Origin of the sequence: Bradyrhizobium daqingense (genome assembly GCF_021044685.1) — a bacterium.
In the GTDB taxonomy this organism is placed as follows: Bacteria; Pseudomonadota; Alphaproteobacteria; order Rhizobiales; family Xanthobacteraceae; genus Bradyrhizobium; species Bradyrhizobium daqingense.
Window position 1 is genome coordinate 4,939,028 of the sequence record NZ_CP088014.1, and the last position, 20,803, is coordinate 4,959,830.

The 20,803-nt window shown below is 66.4% G+C and carries 18 protein-coding genes and 1 pseudogene; 5 read left to right on the forward strand and 14 right to left on the reverse strand.

All coding sequences use genetic code 11. From position 1 onward, the window contains the following. Positions 1 to 10: 10 nt before the first annotated feature. Entirely contained in the window at positions 11 to 958 is a 948-nt protein-coding gene (locus LPJ38_RS23335; protein WP_145631430.1) for an alpha/beta hydrolase, read from the reverse strand. 203 nt (positions 959 to 1,161) lie between these two features. Here LPJ38_RS23335 and LPJ38_RS23340 point away from each other — a divergent pair, with 203 nt between their 5' ends. Continuing rightward, the gene (locus LPJ38_RS23340) at positions 1,162 to 2,175 is read left to right on the forward strand and encodes a DUF2155 domain-containing protein (RefSeq protein WP_167520410.1); all 1,014 of its coding nucleotides are present in this window, start codon (positions 1,162 to 1,164) and stop codon (positions 2,173 to 2,175) included. Positions 2,176 to 2,184: 9 nt separating this feature from the next. On the opposite strand, the gene aat is transcribed toward LPJ38_RS23340, so the two are convergent. The 10 genes from aat to LPJ38_RS23390 all read right to left on the reverse strand — a co-directional run bounded on the left by aat (position 2,185) and on the right by LPJ38_RS23390 (position 12,096). Then, complete coding sequence (gene aat / locus LPJ38_RS23345; RefSeq protein WP_145631424.1) at positions 2,185 to 2,865, reverse strand: leucyl/phenylalanyl-tRNA--protein transferase; 681 nt, start codon at positions 2,863 to 2,865, stop codon at positions 2,185 to 2,187. A gap of 60 nt (positions 2,866 to 2,925) precedes the next feature. Continuing rightward, on the reverse strand, positions 2,926 to 4,029 hold the full coding sequence (locus LPJ38_RS23350) for a sensor histidine kinase (protein ID WP_145631421.1): 1,104 nt from the start codon (positions 4,027 to 4,029) through the stop codon (positions 2,926 to 2,928). Next, complete coding sequence (locus LPJ38_RS23355; protein ID WP_145631418.1) at positions 4,026 to 4,466, reverse strand: response regulator; 441 nt, start codon at positions 4,464 to 4,466, stop codon at positions 4,026 to 4,028. Before LPJ38_RS23355 ends, LPJ38_RS23350 begins: the two co-directional genes overlap by 4 nt. Next, entirely contained in the window at positions 4,463 to 5,989 is a 1,527-nt protein-coding gene (locus LPJ38_RS23360; RefSeq protein WP_145631415.1) for a sensor histidine kinase, read from the reverse strand. Before LPJ38_RS23360 ends, LPJ38_RS23355 begins: the two co-directional genes overlap by 4 nt. Before the next feature lie 99 nt (positions 5,990 to 6,088). After that, on the reverse strand, positions 6,089 to 7,447 hold the full coding sequence (gene accC, locus LPJ38_RS23365) for an acetyl-CoA carboxylase biotin carboxylase subunit (RefSeq protein WP_145631412.1): 1,359 nt from the start codon (positions 7,445 to 7,447) through the stop codon (positions 6,089 to 6,091). An 81-nt stretch (positions 7,448 to 7,528) separates the two neighbouring features. Then, entirely contained in the window at positions 7,529 to 8,023 is a 495-nt protein-coding gene (gene accB / locus LPJ38_RS23370; protein WP_145631408.1) for an acetyl-CoA carboxylase biotin carboxyl carrier protein, read from the reverse strand. A 35-nt stretch (positions 8,024 to 8,058) separates the two neighbouring features. Continuing rightward, a complete protein-coding gene (gene aroQ, locus LPJ38_RS23375; protein WP_145631405.1) occupies positions 8,059 to 8,526 on the reverse strand; it encodes a type II 3-dehydroquinate dehydratase in 468 nt (155 codons plus the stop codon). Between the two features lie 230 nt (positions 8,527 to 8,756). Further along, positions 8,757 to 9,620, reverse strand: coding sequence for a DUF1236 domain-containing protein (locus LPJ38_RS23380; protein WP_145631403.1), 864 nt, complete (start codon positions 9,618 to 9,620; stop codon positions 8,757 to 8,759). Positions 9,621 to 9,825: 205 nt separating this feature from the next. Beyond that, positions 9,826 to 10,593 carry a DsbA family protein gene (locus LPJ38_RS23385; RefSeq protein ID WP_145631400.1) on the reverse strand — a complete coding sequence of 256 codons (768 nt, stop codon included), beginning with the start codon at positions 10,591 to 10,593 and terminating at the stop codon, positions 9,826 to 9,828. Positions 10,594 to 10,695: 102 nt separating this feature from the next. Then, positions 10,696 to 12,096 carry a M48 family metalloprotease gene (locus LPJ38_RS23390; protein WP_145631395.1) on the reverse strand — a complete coding sequence of 467 codons (1,401 nt, stop codon included), beginning with the start codon at positions 12,094 to 12,096 and terminating at the stop codon, positions 10,696 to 10,698. A gap of 204 nt (positions 12,097 to 12,300) precedes the next feature. Here LPJ38_RS23390 and LPJ38_RS23395 point away from each other — a divergent pair, with 204 nt between their 5' ends. The 3 genes and pseudogenes from LPJ38_RS23395 to LPJ38_RS23405 form a co-directional block, all read left to right on the forward strand. Next, entirely contained in the window at positions 12,301 to 13,488 is a 1,188-nt protein-coding gene (locus LPJ38_RS23395) for a pyridoxal phosphate-dependent aminotransferase (protein WP_145631392.1), read from the forward strand. A gap of 90 nt (positions 13,489 to 13,578) precedes the next feature. Next, the gene (locus LPJ38_RS23400) at positions 13,579 to 14,136 is read left to right on the forward strand and encodes a biotin transporter BioY (RefSeq protein ID WP_145631389.1); all 558 of its coding nucleotides are present in this window, start codon (positions 13,579 to 13,581) and stop codon (positions 14,134 to 14,136) included. Positions 14,137 to 14,186: 50 nt separating this feature from the next. Continuing rightward, positions 14,187 to 14,317 (forward strand): annotated as a pseudogene (locus LPJ38_RS23405) (cation:dicarboxylate symporter family transporter); the annotation flags it as partial. Between the two features lie 21 nt (positions 14,318 to 14,338). On the opposite strand, the gene LPJ38_RS23410 reads toward LPJ38_RS23405, so the two are convergent. The 3 genes from LPJ38_RS23410 to LPJ38_RS23420 form a co-directional block, all read right to left on the reverse strand. Then, positions 14,339 to 15,571 carry an NAD(P)/FAD-dependent oxidoreductase gene (locus tag LPJ38_RS23410; protein WP_145631386.1) on the reverse strand — a complete coding sequence of 411 codons (1,233 nt, stop codon included), beginning with the start codon at positions 15,569 to 15,571 and terminating at the stop codon, positions 14,339 to 14,341. Positions 15,572 to 15,596: 25 nt separating this feature from the next. Beyond that, the gene (locus tag LPJ38_RS23415; RefSeq protein ID WP_145631383.1) at positions 15,597 to 17,093 is read right to left on the reverse strand and encodes an amidase; all 1,497 of its coding nucleotides are present in this window, start codon (positions 17,091 to 17,093) and stop codon (positions 15,597 to 15,599) included. 149 nt (positions 17,094 to 17,242) lie between these two features. Continuing rightward, positions 17,243 to 19,642, reverse strand: a complete 2,400-nt coding sequence (locus tag LPJ38_RS23420) for an Rne/Rng family ribonuclease (RefSeq protein WP_283811464.1) — start codon at positions 19,640 to 19,642, stop codon at positions 17,243 to 17,245. A gap of 51 nt (positions 19,643 to 19,693) precedes the next feature. Between LPJ38_RS23420 and LPJ38_RS37985 the strand changes: the two genes are divergently transcribed. Beyond that, the gene (locus LPJ38_RS37985) at positions 19,694 to 20,443 is read left to right on the forward strand and encodes a hypothetical protein (RefSeq protein WP_283811463.1); all 750 of its coding nucleotides are present in this window, start codon (positions 19,694 to 19,696) and stop codon (positions 20,441 to 20,443) included. Positions 20,444 to 20,803: the final 360 nt, after the last annotated feature.

Genomic DNA, 20,803 nt, shown 5'->3' on the forward strand with positions numbered 1-20,803 from the left:
CCGCGGCGTCTCAGCCCAGCCCCTTCAACCACGCGCCGATTTCGCCCACCGCGACATTGGCCTGTTGCAACAGCTTGCCCATCGTGAAGAAGCCATGGAATTGGCCGGGATAGTGCCTGGTCGTCACGGGCACGCCGGCCTGCTTCAAGCGCGCGGCATATTCGTTGCCTTCGTCGCGCAGCGGATCGGCGCCGGCCGTCAGGACATAAGCGGGCGGCAATCCGAGAAGGCTGGTCGCGCGTGCTGGCGAGGCGCGCCAGTCGTGGATGGCGTCAGCGCCATTGAGATAATGGTCGCGGAACCAGCGGATCACGGAATGGGTCAAGAGCACGCTGGTCTCAGGCTCGCGATGCGAGCCGTGCGTCATGGCGAAATCGGTGGCGGGATAGATCAACAGCTGGCCCGCGATGGCGGGGCCGCCGGCGTCGCGCGCGGCAAGGGCTACGACCGCGGCGAGATTGCCGCCGGCACTGTCGCCGCCGATCGCAAGACGCGCGGCGTCGATGCCGAGCTCGCGCGCGTTCGCAGCGATCCATTTGGTCGCGGCGATGGCGTCCTCGGTCGCGGCGGGAAATTTGTGCTCGGGCGCGAGACGGTAGTCGACCGAGATCACGATCAGCGCGCCTTCGACCGCGAGCTGGCGGCAGACGACGTCGTGGGTGTCGAGATCGCCGATCACCCAGCCGCCGCCATGGAAGAACACCAGCGCCGGCGACAGGCCGTCGTGCCGGCGCGGCTGCCTGGGAATGTAGAGGCGGGCGGGGATTTTCCCGTGCGGCGCCGGGATGGCGAGCTCTTCGACGCGGGCGAGTTCCGGCGCATCAGGATTGGTGGCGAAGCGCGCCTGCGAATAATAGGCGCGCGCCTCCGGTGCGGTCAGGGTCTCGTAGGCGGGGCGGCCGGCCTCCTGGAAAGCCTTGTAGACGGCAGCGGCATCGGGATCGAGCACAACGGGCATGGGGGGCGGCCTCTGGGTTTCCAGGCTGGTTCGGAACGTCGTTTGCGGGCGGGCCCGTCTCGGTGCCGGGAGGGGCTTTGCGACTATCCCATCCGGGCGCCGGTATGGCCAGCCGGGGCCGGGCGGGGCAGGGATGCCGCCCTTCCCCCGCCGTATTCGGCGTGTTAACCGGAGGGCCTGCGAGCGGCGGTATCCTCTATAGAATGTCCAACGAGCCCGATTCGCTGTTGAAGCCGCGCGAGATGCTCAAAACCTTTTCCCTGACAGGCCTTGCGGCATTGCTGGCCGCCACCGCGCTGACGGTTGCGACGCCGGCCCGGGCGCAGATCGGCACGATCTTCTCCGATCCGCCGCCGCTGCGGCCGCCCGGAAACATTCCGCGTGGTCAGCCGCAGCCGCAGCAGATGCCCGAGGACGACGAAGAGGTGCCGGAGCTGCCGCCGCAGGGCCGTGTGCTGCCGTCGCGTCCGATGCCGCCGCCTCAGGGCCGCCAGGGTAACGTGATGCCGGGGCCGGTCGAGAGCCAGCCGTTGGCGCCGCCGCCGGGGTCGAGCGTCGCGCCGCCGAACCAGCCGCCCTCGGCCGCAATCCCGCCGCCTCCGCAAGGCGCGCCGGGTCAGCGCCAGCCCCAGCAGAAAGGCGCGGTGCCGCAGGCGCCCGCGAGCCTGCAGCCGGGCGACGAGGTCGTGACCGAGCCGCCGGCCCAGAAGATCGTGAACAAGAAGGCGACCTTCTCAGGCCTCGACAAGATCACCGGGCGCATCATCAATTTCGACGAGGAGATCGGCGAGACCGTCCAGTTCGGCGCGCTCAGGGTCAAGACCAACGCCTGCTATACGCGGCCGGCCACGGAGGCCGCCAATACCGACGCTTTCGTCGAGGTCGACGAGATTACCTTGCAGGGCGAGGTGAAGCGCATCTTCTCGGGCTGGATGTATGCCGCGAGCCCCGGCCTGCACGGCGTCGAGCATCCGATCTACGACATCTGGCTCACCGACTGCAAAGAGCCGCAGCAGACCGTTGCGACCGCAGCGCCGGATCCCGCGGCCAAGCCGGCCCCGCCGCCGCCCGCGCAGAAAAAGGCCGCGCCCAAGCAGGCCACGCAGCAGCGCCCGCCGCAACCCTTGCCGCCACCGCCGCAGCAGCAACCGGCTCCTCCACCGCCGCCGCCACAGCAGCAGCCGGGCCTGTTCAATTTCCCCGGCTTCAGCCGGTGAAGCCAGCGATCATTGCCGCGAAGCGATGATCTCGAGCGCGCGCGCCCCCGGGATCGCTTCGCCAGCGGAGAGCCTCAGGAAATCGCCGGGCTCGCCGGCGAGGGCCTTGTCGAGCAGCGCCGTGTAGCGCCGCCGGGAAATCTCGACCGCGCCAAAACTCTTCAGATGCTCGGTGACATATTGCGTGTCGAGCAGCTCGAAGCCGCCCTCAATGAGCCGCGCGACCAGATGCACCAGCGCGACCTTCGAGGCATCGCGCGCGGTGTGGAACATGCTCTCGCCGAAGAAGGCGCGCCCGAGGCTCACGCCGTAGAGCCCGCCGACGAGATCGTCACCCTGCCAGGCCTCGACGCTGTGGCAATGGCCGAGCTCGAACAGGCCGCCATAGAGGTCGCGGATGCGCTTGTTGATCCAGGTGTCCTCGCGGCCTTCCTGCGGCATGGCGCAGCCAGCGATCGTCGCCTTGAACGCTTGGTTGACGGTGACGCGGAAGGTATCCGAGCGCACCGTGCGCGCGAGCCGCGAGGCGACGCGAAAGCCGTCGAGCGGGATGACGCCGCGCAGCTCCGGCTCGACCCAGAACAGGGTCGGATCGTCGGCGCTCTCCGCCATCGGAAAGATGCCGCAGGCATAGGCGCGCAGTAGCACGGCCGGCGTGATTTCAGACGAGGCAGAGTCGCGCGAATTCATGACATGCGACCATAGCAGGATCGCGAGGCCGTTGCGATGGGTGGTGCGGCGGAGACGGCGTTAGCCCGCGGCCGCGTGGTTGCTCTTGCCGGGCGCCGGCGGCTCGCGCTGGAACTTCAGCACGATGCGGGTTCCGCTATGGGCGGGATCGCGCTCGACGGAGGCGTCGAGCTTGGAAGCCATGGCCGCGACGATACGCTGGCCCATGCCGGTGGAGCGCGGATCGGCCTTGACGTTATCGCCGACGCCATCGTCGCTGATCGACAGCAGGAGATCGTCGCCCCGCGAGATCAGCTCGACATGGATCGGGCCGGCGCCGTCGGGATAGGCGTATTTCACCGCGTTCATCACCAGCTCGTTGACGATGATGCCGACGGCAACGGCGCGGTCCGGATCGATCTCGATCGGCTCCGCCTTCAGCGTCAGGCGCGACATCCGGTTGCCTTCGGCCGAGCGGCGGAGATCCTCGAGCAAAGAGTCCAGATATTGGTTCAGGACCACGCTCTTCAGGTCCTGCGAGGTATAGAGCCGGCGGTGCACCTGCGCGACCGCAGCGACGCGGCCCATCGCATTGGTCAGCGCTGCCTTAACCTCGTCCTGCGCGGCCGAGCTCGCCTGAAGGTGCAGCAGCGAGGCGATGATCTGGAGCGAATTGCCGACGCGATGGTTGACCTCGCGCAGCAGGAGCTCGCGCTCGGCGGCAAGCGCCGCGTAGCGGTCGCGCGAGGCGTGGATCTCGGCTTCGGCTTCCTCGCGCGCCCGCTGCAACTCGGCCTGACGCAGCGCGCCTTCGGCGGCGACGTGGAGCAGCGGGATGAAATCGCCCTGGACGTCCTTGACCAGATAATCGGCCGCGCCGGCCTTCAGCGCGGTGACCGCGATGCTGGAATCCTGCGACGCCGTGACGAACACGACCGGCGGCGCCTCCGGGATCGCCATGATCTGCTCGAGCGTCTCCAGCCCGTCGAGGCCCGGCATGTACTGGTCGAGCGCCACGACATCGATGCCGCCCTCGGCGCCGGCGCGGCGGATGCGCTCGAGACCTTCCTCGCCGCTCGCGGCATGAACGACCCGGTAGCCGCGCCGCGTCAGGCCGCGATCGACCAGGCGCGCGAGCGCGTTGTCGTCGTCGATGTAGAGCAGTGTCGGGATGTGCTGGTTCATGGGGCGGCGGGCGGGACCTGGATGACGGAGAAGAACAGGCCGAGCTGCCGGATGGCATTGGCGAAATTCTCGTAATTGACCGGCTTGGTGATGTAGACGTTGCAGCCGAGCTCGTAGCAGCGCTTGATTTCCTGGGAATCGTCGGTGGTGGTCAGAACCACCACGGGCGAGGCCTTCAGATATTTATTCTCCTTGATCTGCTTCAGGATGTCGATCCCGGTCATGTCGGGGAGGTTGAGGTCGAGCAGGATCAGGAGCGCATTGCCCTTCTGTACGAGCCCCGAGCCGTCGGTCCCGAACAGGTGCGTCATCGCATCGGTGCCGTTCTTGAAGGAGACGATCTCGTTGTTGACGCCGGACCGCCGGATGTTGCGCTCGATCAGGCGGGCGTGGCCCTCGTCGTCCTCGATCATGATGATGGTGACAGGCTGGGTCATCGCTCTCTATTCCGGTTACTCGCGTTCCAGGCGATCGGCAGCGTGATGGTGAAGGTGCTGCCTGCGTTCAGTTCCGATGATACCGACATGGTGCCGCCGAGGCGACGCACAAGTGCACGAACATGCGCAAGACCGATGCCCTGGCCGGGCTTGTCCTGGGTTCCCGCGCGGCGGAACAGGTCGAATATCCGCTGGTGGTCCTTCGGGTCGATGCCGCGGCCATTGTCGCTGATCTCGAAGATGGCATAACCAAGCTTGGTGCGCCCGCGGATTCTGATCTCGCCGGGCACGCCGCTCTTCAAATACTTGATCGCGTTGTCGATCAGGTTGGAGAAGATTTGCTCGAGGGCGAGGCGGTCGCTCACGAGGTTCGGCAGGGGTTCGAGGTGGATCTCGGCCTGCGCCTCGGCGGCCTGGTGCGCCACCGTCGACACGATCGCCTCGATCAGCTCGGTCGTGTCGATCTTCACCGGCTGGAATTCGCGGCGGCCCTCGCGGGTGAGGTTGAGGATGGCCGAGATCAACCGATCCATCTTGGCGATGGATGATTTGATGAAGCCAAGCGCTTCGGAGAAGTCCTCCGAGAGCTGCTTGTCCGGGCCTTCGAGCGCAATCTCGCCGGGCCCTGCGGGCGCGAGCGGCGCACCGTCTGCAGGCACATGGGCGAGGCCGCCGATGCGGCGAAAGATATCGCTGCCGAGCTCATCGAGCTCGCTGGTGAAACCCATGATGTTGACGAGCGGCGAGCGCAGATCGTGGCTGACGATATAGGCAAAGCGCTGGATCTCGTCATTGGCCTCGCGCAGGTCCGCCGTGCGCTCATCGACGACGGACTCGAGGTTGGCATAGGCTTCGCGCAGGCGAGTTTCGGCCTCGTCGCGGGCGCGGGCCGAGCGCCGCACCAGCCAGATCGAGATCAGCGCCAACACCACGACGAGGCCGGAGCCGATGCCCGTCATCGAGGCGGCGAAGGTCTGGCTGCGGTCGGCATTGGCCGTGCGTAGGCGGAATAGGCGCTCCTCCTCCTGGAGCATTTCGGTCGCGACTTTGGCGATCGCGGCGGTAGCGTCAGTGGAGGCGATCTCGCGGACAAGCGCTGCGGCCCTTTGCGGCTCACCCTTGCTGATGAAATCCATTTCCTGCGCAAACTGACCGAGCCGGGTCTCGATCGAGGCGCTCAGCTTTTCGATCTTTGCACGCTGCCCCGGATTGTCGCCGGAAAGACGCGTCAGCCGATCAAGTGCCGGGATGATGGCTGTCACGGCCTTCTCATGATCGGTCTTGAAATCCGCTCCCTGCGTCAGGAGATAACCGCGCGCGGAGCTTTCCGCGCGGCGAACTTCGAGGAGCAGGGCGTGGATCTGGTTCTCCACCTCGATGGTGTGAACCACCCATTTGTTGTCCTCCCGCGCTTTGTTGACGAGGTAGACGGAGCCGGCGCTGATCACCGTCAGCACCAAGAGGCCCGCTGAAAGCAGCAGGATTTGCCAGAATTTGCGCCGCCGATGGCCTTCAGCCGTCACGACGAACCTGTCTACGTTCAGCGGAATTCAACGCCCCCTTGGAACTGGCCCCAACCGTCCAGAACGCGATCGAAGCCGAAGGGTTCCACGGGAAGCAGATTATCTCGGGGCGGGTTCCGCCTTGCCGGCCAGATACTGTTCCAGCCAGTGGATGTGATAGTCGCCGTTGATGATGTCGTCCTGCCGGACTAGGTCGCGGAACAGCGGCAGCGTGGTCTCGATGCCGTCTACCACCATCTCGTCCAGCGCCCGGCGCAGCCGCATCAGGCACTCGGCCCGGGTCTTGCCGTGGACGATCAGCTTACCGACCAGCGAGTCGTAATAGGGCGGGATCGTGTAGCCCTGATAGACCGCGGAATCGATGCGGACGCCGAGGCCGCCGGGCGGATGATATTGCGTGATGCGACCCGGCGAGGGCCGGAAGGTTTGCGGATTCTCGGCGTTGATACGGCACTCGATGGCGTGGCCGATGATCTGAACTTCTTCCTGTTTCGCCGGCAGATCGCCGCCGGCGGCGATGCGGATCTGCTCCAGCACGAGGTCGATGTCGGTGATGCTCTCGGTGACGGGATGCTCGACCTGGATGCGCGTGTTCATCTCGATGAAGTAGAACTCGCCGTCCTCGAACAGGAACTCGATGGTGCCGACGCCGAGATATTTCATCTCGCGCATCGCCTTGGCGCAGGTCTCGCCGATCCTCGCGCGCGCGGCGGCGGCAAGCACGGGCGAGGGGCCTTCTTCCCAGACCTTCTGGTGGCGGCGTTGCAGCGAGCAGTCGCGCTCGCCGAGATGGATGGCGCCGCCGCGGCCGTCGCCGAGGATCTGGATCTCGATGTGGCGCGGCTTCTGCAGGTATTTTTCGAGGTAGACCGAGGCATCGCCGAAGGCGGATTTGGCTTCGTTGGCCGCCGTCGACAGCGCCACCTGCAGGTCGGCCTCGCTGCGGGCGACCTTCATGCCACGGCCACCGCCGCCGGCCGCAGCCTTGACCAGCACGGGGAAGCCGATCTTCCTCGCGATCGTCATCGCGTCGTCATCGGGGCCGACGGCGCCGTCGGAGCCGGGCACGACGGGGATACCAAGGCGCTTGGCGGTCTTCTTGGCCTCGATCTTGTCGCCCATCAGGCGGATGTGCTCGGCCTTGGGGCCGATGAAATGCAGATTGTGCTCCCCGAGAATCTCCGCAAAGCGGGCGTTTTCGGACAGGAAGCCGTAGCCGGGATGGACCGCATCCGCGCCCGTGATCTCGCAGGCCGCGAGCAGCGCGGGCACGTTGAGATAGCTGTCCTTCGAGGGCGGCGGCCCGATGCAGACGCTCTCGTCCGACAGACGCACATGCATGGCATCGGCGTCGGCGGTGGAGTGCACGGCGACGGTCGCGATCCCGAGCTCCTTGCAGGCCCGGAGGATGCGAAGGGCGATCTCGCCGCGATTGGCTATGAGGATCTTGTCGAACATGGTGTCCTGTCGCGCATGGCGAGTGGCGAATGGCGAGTAGGGAAGGGGTGGACCATTCGCTATTCGCTATTCCCCATTCGCTTACTCAATAATCACCAGCGGCTCGCCGTACTCGACCGGCTGGCCGTCCTCGACCAGGATCTGCGTCACCGTGCCGGCGCGGGGCGACGGGATCTGGTTCATCGTCTTCATCGCCTCGATGATCAGCAGGGTCTGGCCGACCGAGACCTTGGCTCCGACGTCGATGAACGGTTTTGCGCCCGGCTCCGGCGCCCAATAGGCGGTGCCGACCATCGGCGAGGTCACGGCGCCGGGATGCTTCGACAGATCGGCCGCAGCCGCTGCGGGCGCGGTGGGGCTTGCTGCTACGGGCAAGGCGGCGGGAGCGGCCGCCATCGGCATCGGCATGGTCGCGGCAACGCTGATGTTGCGGGCGACGCGCAGGCGCAGGCCCGCCCGTTCGATCTCGATCTCGGTGAGGCTGGTCTCGTCGAGCAGAAGTGCGAGCTCGCGGACGAGCGCGGAATCCTCGCTGGAGAACTTTGCGGCTGCTTTGTCGTCTGGCTGGCGCGCCATATTGTTTGATCCGAATGTTCTGTTGGAGGGGAGCGTCAGGCTTTGGGCTTGATGCCGAGCTTGGCGGCAAGGCCCTGGATGGCGAGGCGGTAGCCCTCGATGCCGAAGCCGCACAGCGAGGCGAAGGCCGCGCGCGCGGTGTAGGAGTGATGACGGAAGCTCTCGCGGGCGTGGATGTTGGTCACGTGCACTTCGACGGTGGGAATCTGCACCGCGAGCAGCGCGTCATGGAGTGCGATCGAGGTGTGGGAATAGCCGCCGGCATTGATGATGATGCCTTTCATCTTGCGCGCATGCGCCTCATGGATGAAATCGATCAGCTCGCCTTCGCGGTTGGACTGCCGGCAGTCGGCCTTGAGGCCGAAGGTCGCCGCGCTCTCGCGGCATAGCGCCTCGACGTCGGCCAGCGTCGCATGGCCGTATTTCTCGGGCTCGCGCGTCCCCAGCATGTTGAGGTTCGGCCCGTTCAGGACGAGGATCGTGTCGGTTGCAGGTTCGGCCATTCCAATCCCGGAAGAGGTGCTTCGGCGTGGCGGCGGTTATAGGTAACAAACCGCGTGAGGGGAAGCCTTGAAGGACCTCCCCAGGGGCTTCAAGTGCCTCATCCAGTGCGCAAAAACCTGTGCGGAAGCTACGGAAATTGCTTGTTAACCAGCCCAAAGCATGGCTGCCGGCCGAACGCAAATGGGGCGGGCATCGCTGCCCGCCCCCAAGAGGTCAACCGTAACCGGCCTTAGACGTTCAGGACCGCCACGATCTCGTAGGTGTCAGGATTGATGATAACGATCTCTTCCCTGACCAGGATGTACTTGTAGCTCCGCCACTCCGGATAGATCGTCACGACGCGGGACGGCAACGGATGGAAGGTGACGCCCTCGCGCGGCACGCGGGTGCCGACCGAGATCGAGAAGTTGACGTTGGTCACGGGCTGCACGCGCTCTTCGCGGATCACGGACGTGATCTGCGTGCGCTGCTCGGTCGAGAGCTTCGCAGCTGCGCCAGCCTGGCCGACCGTGGTCGAGGTCGAGCTCTGGCCCTGCGCGTTCTGGTTGGTGCTCGTGCCGGTCTGGCCCTGAGCATTCTGGTTGGTGCTCGTGCCGGTACCCTTCTGGGTCTCGGCATTGTTGGTCGAGGTGCCGCTCTTGCTGCCCTCAGCCTTCATGTCCTTCTGGTCCTTGCCGGACTTCGTCGAGTCCTTGCTGGTGTCCTGGCTCATGCTCTTGGACTTGTCCTGCTGGGATTTGTCCATCTGGCCCTGCGCGCGGTCGTCAGTACGCTGACCCTTGGTAGCGCCGGCCTTGTCCTCGGCCGCGTTCTTGTTCATCGCGCCGCCCGAAGGCCGCTCGTCCTTCATCGCGCCGGACTTGTCTTCGGAGGCGCGGTTGGCGCCGCCGGACTGGCCGACCGTGCCCTTATCCTGGCTCATCGAATCGCGGCCCATCGAGCCGCGTTCAGCGCCGCCGCCGGAGGGCTGCGAGTTCTGCATCTGTGCGCCACCGGCGCCGCCGCTGTCGCGGCCCGTGCCCTGTGCGTTCGCCAGACCGGTGCCTGCGACCAGTGCGATTGCGGCGACCGAGATCATAAAGCGGTTCAACATCGAAATTCTCCTCACGTGTTTCGCGTCATTGCCCGCGCCAACAACGAAAGGAGATTTCAGTTGTTCCGGAACTTCGCCTGTTCCGCGGCTTTTGTTTGTTGAACGCCAGATGAACGACTTTGCACGAAGACGCCAAATGTTCGTGGCAAGATAAAAGGCCGGCTTTTCAGCCGGCCTTTTTGCACTCTCCGTGTCGTAAACGTGGTCAGCAGGTAGCTTTGCCGCAGCGGGCGATGCTGATCTTTTCCTTGAGGGCTTCGACGCCGACGGCGCCGATCACGATCTGCTTGCCGATCACGTAGCTCGGCGTGCCGTTCATGCCCATCGCTTCGGCGAGCTTGAAGTTCTCCTCGATGGTGGCGCGCACCTCCGGGCTGGCGATGTCCTTCTCGATCCTGGCGGTGTCGAGGCCGGCCTCCTTGGCCGCCTGAAGCGCGCGCGCCTTGTCCGCAGCGCCGCGACCGTTGAGCAGCTTCTGGTGGAAGTCGAGATATTTCTTGCCGGACGGATCCTGCATGCGTACGGCGACCCCGACCTGGGCCGCTTCGACCGAGCCCTGGCTCAGCACCGGAAATTCCTTCAGCACGACCTTCAGCTTCGGATCGCTCTTCATGATGTCGAGCATGTCGCCCATGGCGCGTTTGCAGTAGCCGCAATTGTAGTCGAAGAACTCGACGAAAGTGACGTCGCCGTCTCGGTTGCCGAGCACGACCTGACGCGGCGAGTTGAAGATCGCATCGGCATTCTGCGCGACGCTCGCCTCATGTTTCTGTGCTTCCGCCGCCGCCTGGCGCTTGCTGAGCTCGGCCATCGCTTCCTCGAGCACCTCGGGATGGCTGACGATATAGTTCTTGATGATCTTCTCGATATCGGTGCGCTGCGCATCGGAGAAGCTGTCAGCCGACGCAGGCGCGGACGCGCCGAACATGGCGAGCGCGAACAGCACGGGAGCAAGCAGGCGCAGCGAAGGCATGGGCAAATCCTCTATCCAAAGCAGGTTTCGATGAAACGTCCCGGACTCAAGCTCGATGTCGTGACGTCATGGTGTCGGGTGTCGGGTGTCGTATGCGTTGCGTCAGTTGCGTGGCGGCTTGGATGCCACGATGTCGTCGGCCTTGACCCATCCGGGCGTGCCGACGGCGAAACGGGTTTTCGCGCGCGTGGCGAGCTCGCGGGCGGTCTTGTTGTCGCCGCGCAGATAGGCGGCCTGCGCCGACGCGAGATCCGCCTCGGCATAATCTCCCTTCCGGCCATAGGCCATCGCGAGCTGGGTATAGCCGAGCACGGCCTCGGGCTCTCGTGCCACCGCGGCGCGCAGAATCCGAACGGCGTCGTCGGTGTAGGCCTTATTATCGGTTCCAACCAGAGCCTGCCCAAGTAACATCTCGATGAGGGGGGCATTGTTCGACAGCTGCGCCGCCTTGCGCAGGGGCGCTATGGCCTCGGCGGCCTTGCCGCTCTCCAGCAAGGCCTGCCCGCGCACCTCGTAGAAGTACGGGTTGTTCGGCTGCACCTGGATCAGCGCGTCGATCTGGGCGAGGGCGCTGCGCAAATCTCCATGCAGATAGGTGCTGATGGCGCGAGCATAGCGTGCCGGCATGCTGTCGTTGGTCTGGGGATAGCGGCGATACACCGTCTGCGGCCGCTCCATGAAGGCGGAGATCTTGGCGCGCACCATGTCGTGGCGGAGCTGCAGCGCGGGATCGTCCTTCTTGTCCCAATAGGGACTGGAGCTCGCGAATTCCTGGAGCGCGGCGACGCGCTCGGCCGGCATCGGGTGGGACTGGAGGTAGGGATCGGCGCCGCGCGCAGCGAACAGGCTCTCGCTGGTGAAGCGCTTGAAGGTCTCGTACATGCCCTTGGGCGACTGTGCCGTCGCGGTCAGGAATTTCACGCCGGCACGGTCGGCGTTCTCCTCCTGTTGGCGCTGATAGGACAGCAGGGTACGGCGGATCACTTCCTGCGGAGCCGAGAGCGCGGCCGCGCCGGCATTGGCAAGGCCGTTGTTGCCGGCGCTGCTGCGCTGGGTGCTGCCGGCTGCGATCGCGCCCGCGCCGAGCAGCATCGCGATGATCATCTGGGTCTGGGCGGTGGCGAGCTGCTCGCGCAGCTTGGACAGATGGCCGCCCGCCAGATGCCCGGTCTCGTGCGCGAGCACGCCAATGATCTGGTTCGGCGTCTCAGACTGCAGGAGCGCGCCCCAATTGACGAAGATGCGGCGGCCATCCGCGACGAACGCGTTGAACGAGCCGTCGTTGATGATCACCATCTGGATATTCTGTTTTTCCAGTCCGGCGACCCGCAGGATGGGGCGGGTATAGTCGCGCAGCAGCTGCTCGGTTTCGGTGTCGCGCAGGACCGGCGGCCCCTTGGCTTGCGCGCGCACGGCAGAGAACGGCGTCAGCGCGATCGCCGCAGCCGTGACGAGGGCGGTGAGGGCAGAGGCCTTCCTGCGCAATGCGGTCTGGAGCAACATCAAACGGTCTGGGTCAAACGGTCTTGGTCGAGCAGTTTTCGTGATTGGTTTTGGCGATTGGCGGCGGACCGGTTACGCGATATGCCCTTGTGAGCCCCTCTGCGCCGTCCCCCTTATGAGCCGTACAATGCGGCTAGTCTGGGGCGCAAGAGCCCCGTTTTCCGGACCGGACGGACCGGTTCGCCAGCGAAATAGCAGAAATCGATGCACGATGCGACATTGAGGAACCGGTTGTGGAAGTGGCTCGAGCCTTCCCGCCGCAGCGATGTTCCCCCGTTCATGGTGATGGACGTGATGGCCGCGGCGGCCCGAATCGAGGCCGCCGGCGGCCATGTCATCCACATGGAGGTCGGCCAGCCCGCGGCCGGCGCGCCCAGGACCGCGATCGCGGCCGCCCATGCGGCGCTCGAGGCGGGGCGGATCGATTATACCTCGGCGCTAGGCATCCCCTCGCTGCGCCAGCGCATCGGCCGGCATTATCGCGAGGTCCATGGCTGCGAGGTCAATCCCGAGCGGATCGTGGTGACCACCGGGTCCTCCGGCGGATTCATCCTGGCCTTCCTGTCGATGTTCGAGCCAGGCGATCGCGTCGCCGTAACCGTGCCGGGCTACCCGCCATACCGCCATATCCTCACCGCGCTCGGCTGCGAGCCGGTGCTGATCGAGACCACGAACGAGACTCGCCATGCGCTCACCGGCGAGGCGCTGCTCGCAGCCCATCGCAAGGCGCCGCTGAAGGGCGTGCTGGTCGGCAGCCCCGCCAATCCCACGGGGACCATGATGTCCCGCGAGGCGCTCGCGGGACTCATCACCGCGGCGGAGGACGCCGGCATCCGCTTCATCTCCGACGAGATCTATCACGGGCTCGACTACGCGTTTCCCGCGGTGACAGCGGCGTCGCTGTCGGACCACGCACTCGTGATCAACTCGTTCTCGAAATATTTTTGCATGACGGGCTGGCGCGTCGGCTGGATGGTCGTGCCTGAGATCCTGGTGCGGCCGATCGAGCGGCTGCAGCAGAACCTCTCGATCTCGGTGCCGTCACTGTCGCAGATCGCGGCAGAGGCGGCCTTCGACGGCGCTGCCGAGATGGAGGAGATCAAGCACGGCTATCAGGAAAACCGGCGCATTTTGATCGAGGGATTGCCGAAAGCGGGGCTCAGCAAGTTCCTGCCGGCCGATGGTGCATTCTATCTCTATGCCGACGTCTCGGACTTCACCTCCGACAGTTTCGAATTCGCCAAGCAGATGCTGGAAGAGGCCCATGTTGCGGCGACGCCCGGCCTCGATTTCGACCCGATCCATGGACGTTCGTTCGTCCGATTTTCCTACGCACGTTCGCCTGAAGAGATGCGGGAGGCAGTTGACCGGATCGCTCACTGGCTTAAATAGCCGGCAGTTTTCGACAGCCTTCCGGAGTTCAACTTGTCCGACCGATCTGCCCCGTCTGCCGCCGCTTCGCATTCATCTCTTGTTGCCTTGATGTGGCCGACCCGACCGGGCGAAACCGTTGGTGCGTTGCGCGCGATCGTGCTGATCGCACTCGGCACGGCTCTGATGACGCTATCGGCCAAGGTGAATCTGCCCCTGCCTTACGTGCCCATGACGTTGCAAACGCTCGTCGTGCTGATGATCGGCGCCGCTTATGGCTGGCGCCTTGGCGGCGCAACCATGATCGCTTACCTCGTCGAGGGTGCGCTCGGGCTTCCGGTGTTTGCCGGCCCGGTGGGTGGGATCGCACCGCTGGTCGGGCCGACCGCGGGCTATCTGTTCGGCTTCGTTGCGGCAGCCTTCGTGACCGGTTGGCTCGCCGAGCGCGGCTGGGATCGCAGCGTGGTGCTGCTGTTTGCAGCGATGGCCGCCGGCCATGTCGTCATTCTCGCTGCCGGCTTCGGCTGGTTGGCCTTTGGCGTTGGTTTCGGTGCCGCGAAGGCCTGGCAGGTCGGCATTGTGCCGTTCATCGCGGGCTCGCTGGTCAAGAACGCGCTTGGCGCGGCGTTGATGCCGGCTGCGCGGCGGATCGTCGATCGCCGCGGATAGAGGCGACACAACCAGCAGCTTGAATTGACAGGGCCGGCCAAGTTGATCTTGGCGAGATCCTGCAGGTGCTGCTGTTCTCGGTGCTGTTCGGCTTCGCGCTGATGAGCCTCGGCGAGCGCGCGGCCAAACCATCCGCAGCTTCATCGACGACGCCGCCCATGCCGTGTTCGGCGTCATCTCGAGCAATAGCGCAGGCCGAGAGCTAAAACCGCTCCGGCCTGTACGGTGCCGGATCGATCGCCGGCAGCTCGCCGCTCATGATCTCGGCGAGCAGGCGTCCGGTCGCGGGTCCCAGGGTAAAGCCCTGGTGGCCGTGGCCGAAATTCATCCAAAGGCCCTGATGTCGCGGAGCCTGGCCGAGCACCGGCAGCATGTCGGGCGTGCAGGGGCGGGTGCCGAACCACGGGTCGGGCTCGACCCGCTTGCCGAGATCGATCAGTTCGCGCGCGGAGGCTTCGGCGCTGGCGAGCTGCACCGGCGTCGCCAGCGCGTCCATGCCGGTCAATTCCGCGCCGGTGGTGATGCGGATGCCCTTGGCCATCGGACCCATGGCGTAGCCGCCGCCCTTGTCGACGAGAGGCAGGTCGAGCGAGGCGCCGCCGCTGTAATGCATGTGGTAGCCGCGCTTGCGCACCAGCGGAATGCGGTAGCCGAACCTGTGCAGCAGATCGGGCGACCACGGCCCGAGCGTCACGACGGCGTGGGGCGCATCGAGGCGCCCCTGGTCCGTATCGACCGACCAGCCGGTCGCGGTCTGCCGCAGGCTCTGCGCATCGCCGAGGACGATGGTGCCGCCGAGGCGCTCGAACAGCTCGGCATAAGCCGTGACCAGCGCGCCGGGATCGGACACGGTCCAGGTGTCGAGCCAATGGATCGCCCCGGGAAGGTCGTCGCGCAGGATCGGCTCGGCCTTGGCGAGCTCGGCCCCCGTGAGCGCGCGAAACTTCACGCCGAACTCACGCTGGTCTTGTTCCGCCGCCTTGATGGCGAGTTCGAGAGAGGCAGCGTCGCGATGCAGGTGCCGGTATCCGGCGCGGCGGATCAGATTGTCGGCATGGGCTTCGCGAATGAGGACGTCGTGCTCCGCCGTCGCGTAGGCGATCAGCCGCGCCCACGCCTCGCTCGCCTCGCGATGCCGCCTCGGCGCCGAATGCCACCAATAGCGCAGCAAGGGCTCGATGTGGCGATGAAGCGACGACAGGCTGTAGCGCACGTCGTTGGTGCGACCGGTCGCGATCTTCAGGAGCGTGGCGAGGTCGCGCGGCATCGGATAGGGACGGACCGCTTCCGCCTGGATCATGCCGGCATTGCCGTAGCTGGTCTCGCGGCCGGGCTCCCTGCGGTCGACGAGCGTGACGGACCAGCCGCGCTTGCGCAGGTGCAGCGCCGCGCTGACGCCGATCATGCCGCCGCCGAGAACGATCACGCTTTGCATTGGCAGAATCTCCTGTCGGACCGGGTCATTCCCAAACGAGGAAGCCGGGAGCGGACGATAGAGGCGGCGCTGCGGCGAGCCGCGCCAGGTCGGGCACGGGCCGGCACAGCTGTGCATCGCTTGTGAACGCCGCCTCGATGCTGGCGGCCACCGAGAGCACGATCGCGTCGCCGCCGCGCGGGCCGACGATCTGGAGGCCGAAGGGCAGGCCGGCTTCGTCGAGGCCGAGCGGAATGCTGATGGCGGGATGGCCGGGCAGGGTGACCGCATAAGCGAGCGCGAGCCAGTGGAAGTACGACTTTGTCGGCACGCCGTCGATCTCGGCGGGATAGAGCTCCGACCAGGGGCGCGGGCTCAGCGTGATGGTCGGGCTGATCAGCACCTCGCAGGTGTCGAAGAAGCCCTGCCAGGCGCGATAGATCCGCGTCTGTATCGTTGCGGCGCGGGCATGGTCCTCGAGCGTGTAGCCGAGCCCTTCCTCGACATTGGCGCGGACATTGGGACCGAGCAGCTCGGGACGTTCTTTATAGTTCTTGCCGTGCGTCGCGAGGAACATGCCCGCACGCAGCACGGCGAACGCATCGTCGGCGCCGGAGCAGTCCGGCGTCGCCTCGCGGGATGCGGCGAACAGCGGCGCAAGCCGCGCGACGCGATCGCGGAACACGCGGCGAATGGCCTGCTCGGTCGGCGCGAAGCCGAAATCCTCGGTGAAGGCGAGGCGCAGCTTGCCGAGCTCGGCGGGTCGCGGCGCGGCCCAGCGCTCGGCGCGGCCGCGCAAGGCCTCACCCGGCAACGTATAGGCGAGCGGATCGCGCGTATCGTCGCTCGCCATCACCGACAGCATCAGCGCGGTGTCGGCGACGTTGCGCGCCATCGGTCCGTCGGTCGACAGGTTCGACCAGCCGAAGATGCGCTTTTCGCTCGGTACCAGGCCATAGGACGGGCGCATGCCGACGATACCGGCGAAGCCTGCCGGATTGCGCAGGGAGCCGCCGGTGTCCGAGCCGGAGGCGAGCGGAGCCATGCCGCAGGCGAGCGCCACGGCCGAACCACCGGAGGAGCCGGCCGCCGAGCGCATGGGATCGAAGGGATTGCCGGTCGCGCCGAACACGGGGTTGCGGGTGTTGCCGCCCGCCGCCCATTCCGGCGTGTTGGTCTTGCCGAAGATGATGGCGCCGGCCGCCCGGAGCCGCGCCACCGAGCCCTGGTCGGCGGCCGGCACGTTATCCTTGAGCAGCGGGCTGCCATAGGTGGAGCGCATCCCCGCGGTGTCCTGGGTGTCCTTGATGAGAACCGGGAGCCCATGCAGGGCGCCGCGATCCTCGCCGCGCAGGATCGCCGCCTCGGCTTCCTTGGCGGCGGCGTGCGCGCCCGGCTCGTCCAGCGTCACGACGGCGTTGACGGCGGGATTGATGGTGGCGATGCGGGACAGGCAGGCGTCGAGCAGCTCGACAGGCGAGATCGCCCGGCTGGCGAGCAGGCGGCGCAATTCAACGGCGCTGGAATCGCAAAGCTCTGACACTGCCGGTCCCCTTTCAAATCGTGAAAACGACTTAGCACATCGACGGCATCTGTCTCGACAGCGCACTGATGCAGCCGTCGTGCGAGCAGGGATCGCGCCGAATCAAAAACGCCCGGCTGTGCCGGGCGTTCTGCGTTGGATGTTCGGCGTTATTCGCCGCCGCCGAAGCGGCGCGACCACCAACCGGCACGGCGCGGGGCGGGCGGCGTTTCGTCGGCCGCTTCCGGTGCGGGTTCAGCTGCCGGCACGGGAGCCGCAACCGGTTCGGTCGCCTGCGCAACCGGCGTCACGGGCTCGGGCTGGCTGTTGAGCAGGAAGCTCACCTTTTCGCGGACCGTGGAGCGGCGGCGTGCGGCCTTGTCGTCGGCGGGCTCCTCTTCCGGCGCCACGGTCGTAGCGACAGGAGCCGGCTCCGGCTGGGCCAGCACCTCGGCCGGCGAATCGGCGCGCGGTTCAGGCTGTGCGGCCTGCGGCTCGGGGGTGCGCTCGGCCTGCGCAATCGAGGGCGCTGCCTCGTTGCCGGGGCTGTCGAAATCGGCAACCGCCTCGGCAGCTTCCGAGGGCTGATTGACGCCGAGCTCGTCGCCGATGGAGCCGGCAAGACCTTCCTCGGCGCCACCGCGCCGACGGCGTCCGCCGCGGCGACCACGCCGGCGGCGGCGGTCACCGCTGCCCTGCTGCTCGCCACGGGCGGCCTGGTCCTCGCCTTCCTCGCCGTCCTGCTCGGCCTCTGCTTCCTCGTCGCTTTCGCTGGCGGCGACGGCGACCTCGGGCAGCGTCGGCGAACTGTCCTCGCGCAACTCGCCGTCGCGTTGGCCACCGCGGCCGCGCCGGCGGCGGCGACGCTTGCGGCGCTGACCGTCCTGCTCGGCACCGGCATCGCCAGCGGCCTGATCTTCGGCGAGACCTTCGGTCTCCTCCGTCTCGACCTCCGATTCGAGCTCGGAATCGAATTCCTCGTCCTCGTAAGCTTCTTCGACGATCGGCGGCGGGCTCGCGGCCGCCTGCGCCACGAGCAACGCCTTGGCAGCTTCCAGCGTATGCACCTGCTCGCCGCGGTCGATCACATAGGCCTGCGGGCCGCTGACGCTGGCATCGGCGATGACCGACAGCGTGACCTTGAAGCTGTTCTCGAGGTCGCGCAGATGACCGCGCTTGTGGTTCAGCACGTACAGAGCGACGTCGGTGCGGGTGCGGACCACGAGATTATGGGTCGCGCCCTTCATCAGGATCTCTTCGAGGCCGCGCAGCAGCTGGAGTGCAACCGAGGAGACCGAACGGACGTGGCCGGTGCCCCCGCAATGCGGGCAGGGATCGGTCGAGGACTCCAGCACGCTGGCGCGGATGCGCTGGCGCGACATCTCGAGCAGGCCGAAATGCGAGATGCGGCCGACCTGGATGCGCGCGCGATCCTGCCTCAGGCAATCGGACAGCTTGCGCTCGACCGCGCGGTTGTTGCGCTTCTCGTCCATGTCGATGAAGTCGATGACGATCAGGCCGGCGAGGTCGCGCAAGCGAAGCTGGCGGGCGACCTCTTCGGCCGCTTCCAGATTGGTCTTGAGCGCGGTGTCCTCGATGTGGTGCTCGCGGGTCGATCGTCCCGAGTTGACGTCGATCGAGACCAGCGCCTCGGTCTGGTTGATCACGACATAGCCGCCTGAGCGCAGCTGCACCGTCGGCGAGAACATCGCGTCCAGCTGGCTCTCGACGCCCATGCGTGAGAACAGCGGCTGGCCGTCGCGATATTGCTTCACCGCGCTGACATTGGCGGGCATCAGCATCTTCATGAAGTCACGCGCTTCGCGGTAGCCGGCTTCGCCGGCCACCTGGATCTCGTCGATCTCCTTGTTGTAGAGGTCGCGCAGCGAGCGCTTGATCAGCGAGCCTTCCTCGTAGACGAGGGTCGGAGCCTGCGACTTCAGTGTGAGGTCGCGCACCGTCTCCCACATCCGGATCAGATATTCGAAGTCGCGCTTGATCTCGGGCTTGGTGCGGGAGGCGCCGGCGGTGCGCAGGATGATGCCCATGCCCTCGGGCACGTCGAGATCCTGCACCACTTCCTTCAGGCGCGAACGATCCTGGGCGCTGGTGATCTTGCGGCTGATGCCGCCGCCGCGGGCGGTGTTGGGCATCAGGACGGCGTAGCGGCCGGCGAGCGACAGATAGGTCGTCAGCGCGGCGCCCTTGTTGCCGCGCTCTTCCTTGACGACCTGCACCAGCATCACCTGGCGGCGCTTGATGACTTCCTGGATCTTGTACTGGCGGCGGGGGCGGAAGGTGCGCTCGGGCACTTCCTCCAGCACGTCGTCGCCACCGACGGATTCGACGAGCTCCTCTTCGGCGTCCTCGCCGTCCTCGTCATCCTCTTCCTCGTCTTCGCCCGCCGCTTCCGCGGTTTCGGCGAGCGGCGCTTCGGCGCCGTACACGGCCTCTGCGTAAACGGCATCGGCCGGCTCGGCCGCGGAGGTCACGGCTTCGGCCAAAGGCTCCGCATGCTCTTCGGAGGCGACAGCCTGCTGCGGCTCTGAAGCGGACTCGGTCGCGACCACGGGCTCGGCGCCGACGGCCGCGACAGGCGCGGGCGTCTCATCGGCACGATCATGGTCGTGATGATCGTGCTCGCCATGGTGATCGTGATCATCATGGTGATCGTGGGCGTGATCGTGAACCTCATCATGGGGCTGACGATCGCCGTGATCATGATCACCATGGTCGTGGTGATCGTGGCCCTCATGCTCGCCGTGATGCTCGGCATCGGCGTGCAAGTGCTCGCCTTCGTGCAAAGCGCCCTCGGCCTGTGCCGCCAGGGCCCCGCCCTCGACCGGCTGAGCCGCGGGATCGGCACCCGCGTCGAGGCCCTCGACGATGTCGCTGCGCACGCGCTCGCCATGGCCGCGGCGGCGGGCGTTGCGGTGGCGCGAACGGCGGCGGCCGTGGGAGCGGTTCTCGCTCTCTTCCTCGGCCTCGCGATGGGCCTGTTCCTCGGCCTCGATCAGCGCCTGCCGGTCGGCGACGGGGATCTGGTAGTAGTCGGGATGGATTTCGCTGAAGGCGAGGAAGCCGTGGCGGTTGCCGCCATATTCGACGAAGGCGGCCTGGAGCGAGGGTTCGACCCTCGTGACCTTGGCGAGGTAGATATTCCCGCGCAGTTGCTTGCGTTGCGCGGTCTCGAAATCAAACTCTTCGACGCGATTGCCACGGACCACGACGACCCGGGTCTCTTCCGGGTGGGTGGCATCGATCAACATCTTGTTGGGCATGTCTTAACTCTTGGCGGCGGCGGGCGCGATTCACCGTGGGCGCGTATCGCGCCGCCGGGTGACGCGACGGTCCACCTGATTCGGGGGTGAGGGGAAGGCCGAAACGCCATCTCTCGCGCCTTGCCGAACCGGAAGCTTCAGGACCATGGCGGCGCGCGGGATTTTCACTCCGCAGCGTCGCGAATGGTCCTTCAGAATTCGTCGGCACAGTCTGGCGCATCAAGCGTCGGCCCGTATGAAACATTGGGCGGCGAGGCCGCCCCTCAATCAGTTGCTGCTGGCCAGGCATGGCGCGAGCGCGCTCGCCTTGGGGGTCACGAACCGCCCCCTTGGGATCAAGGGGCCGGGTATTGGGTTACGTCGCTGTCAGAACCGCCCGGGTGACGTGATTGGTAACCCAGGACCGTCCGCCGCCGGAGCTTGACCCGCTCCATCTCGTTGCCGCGCACC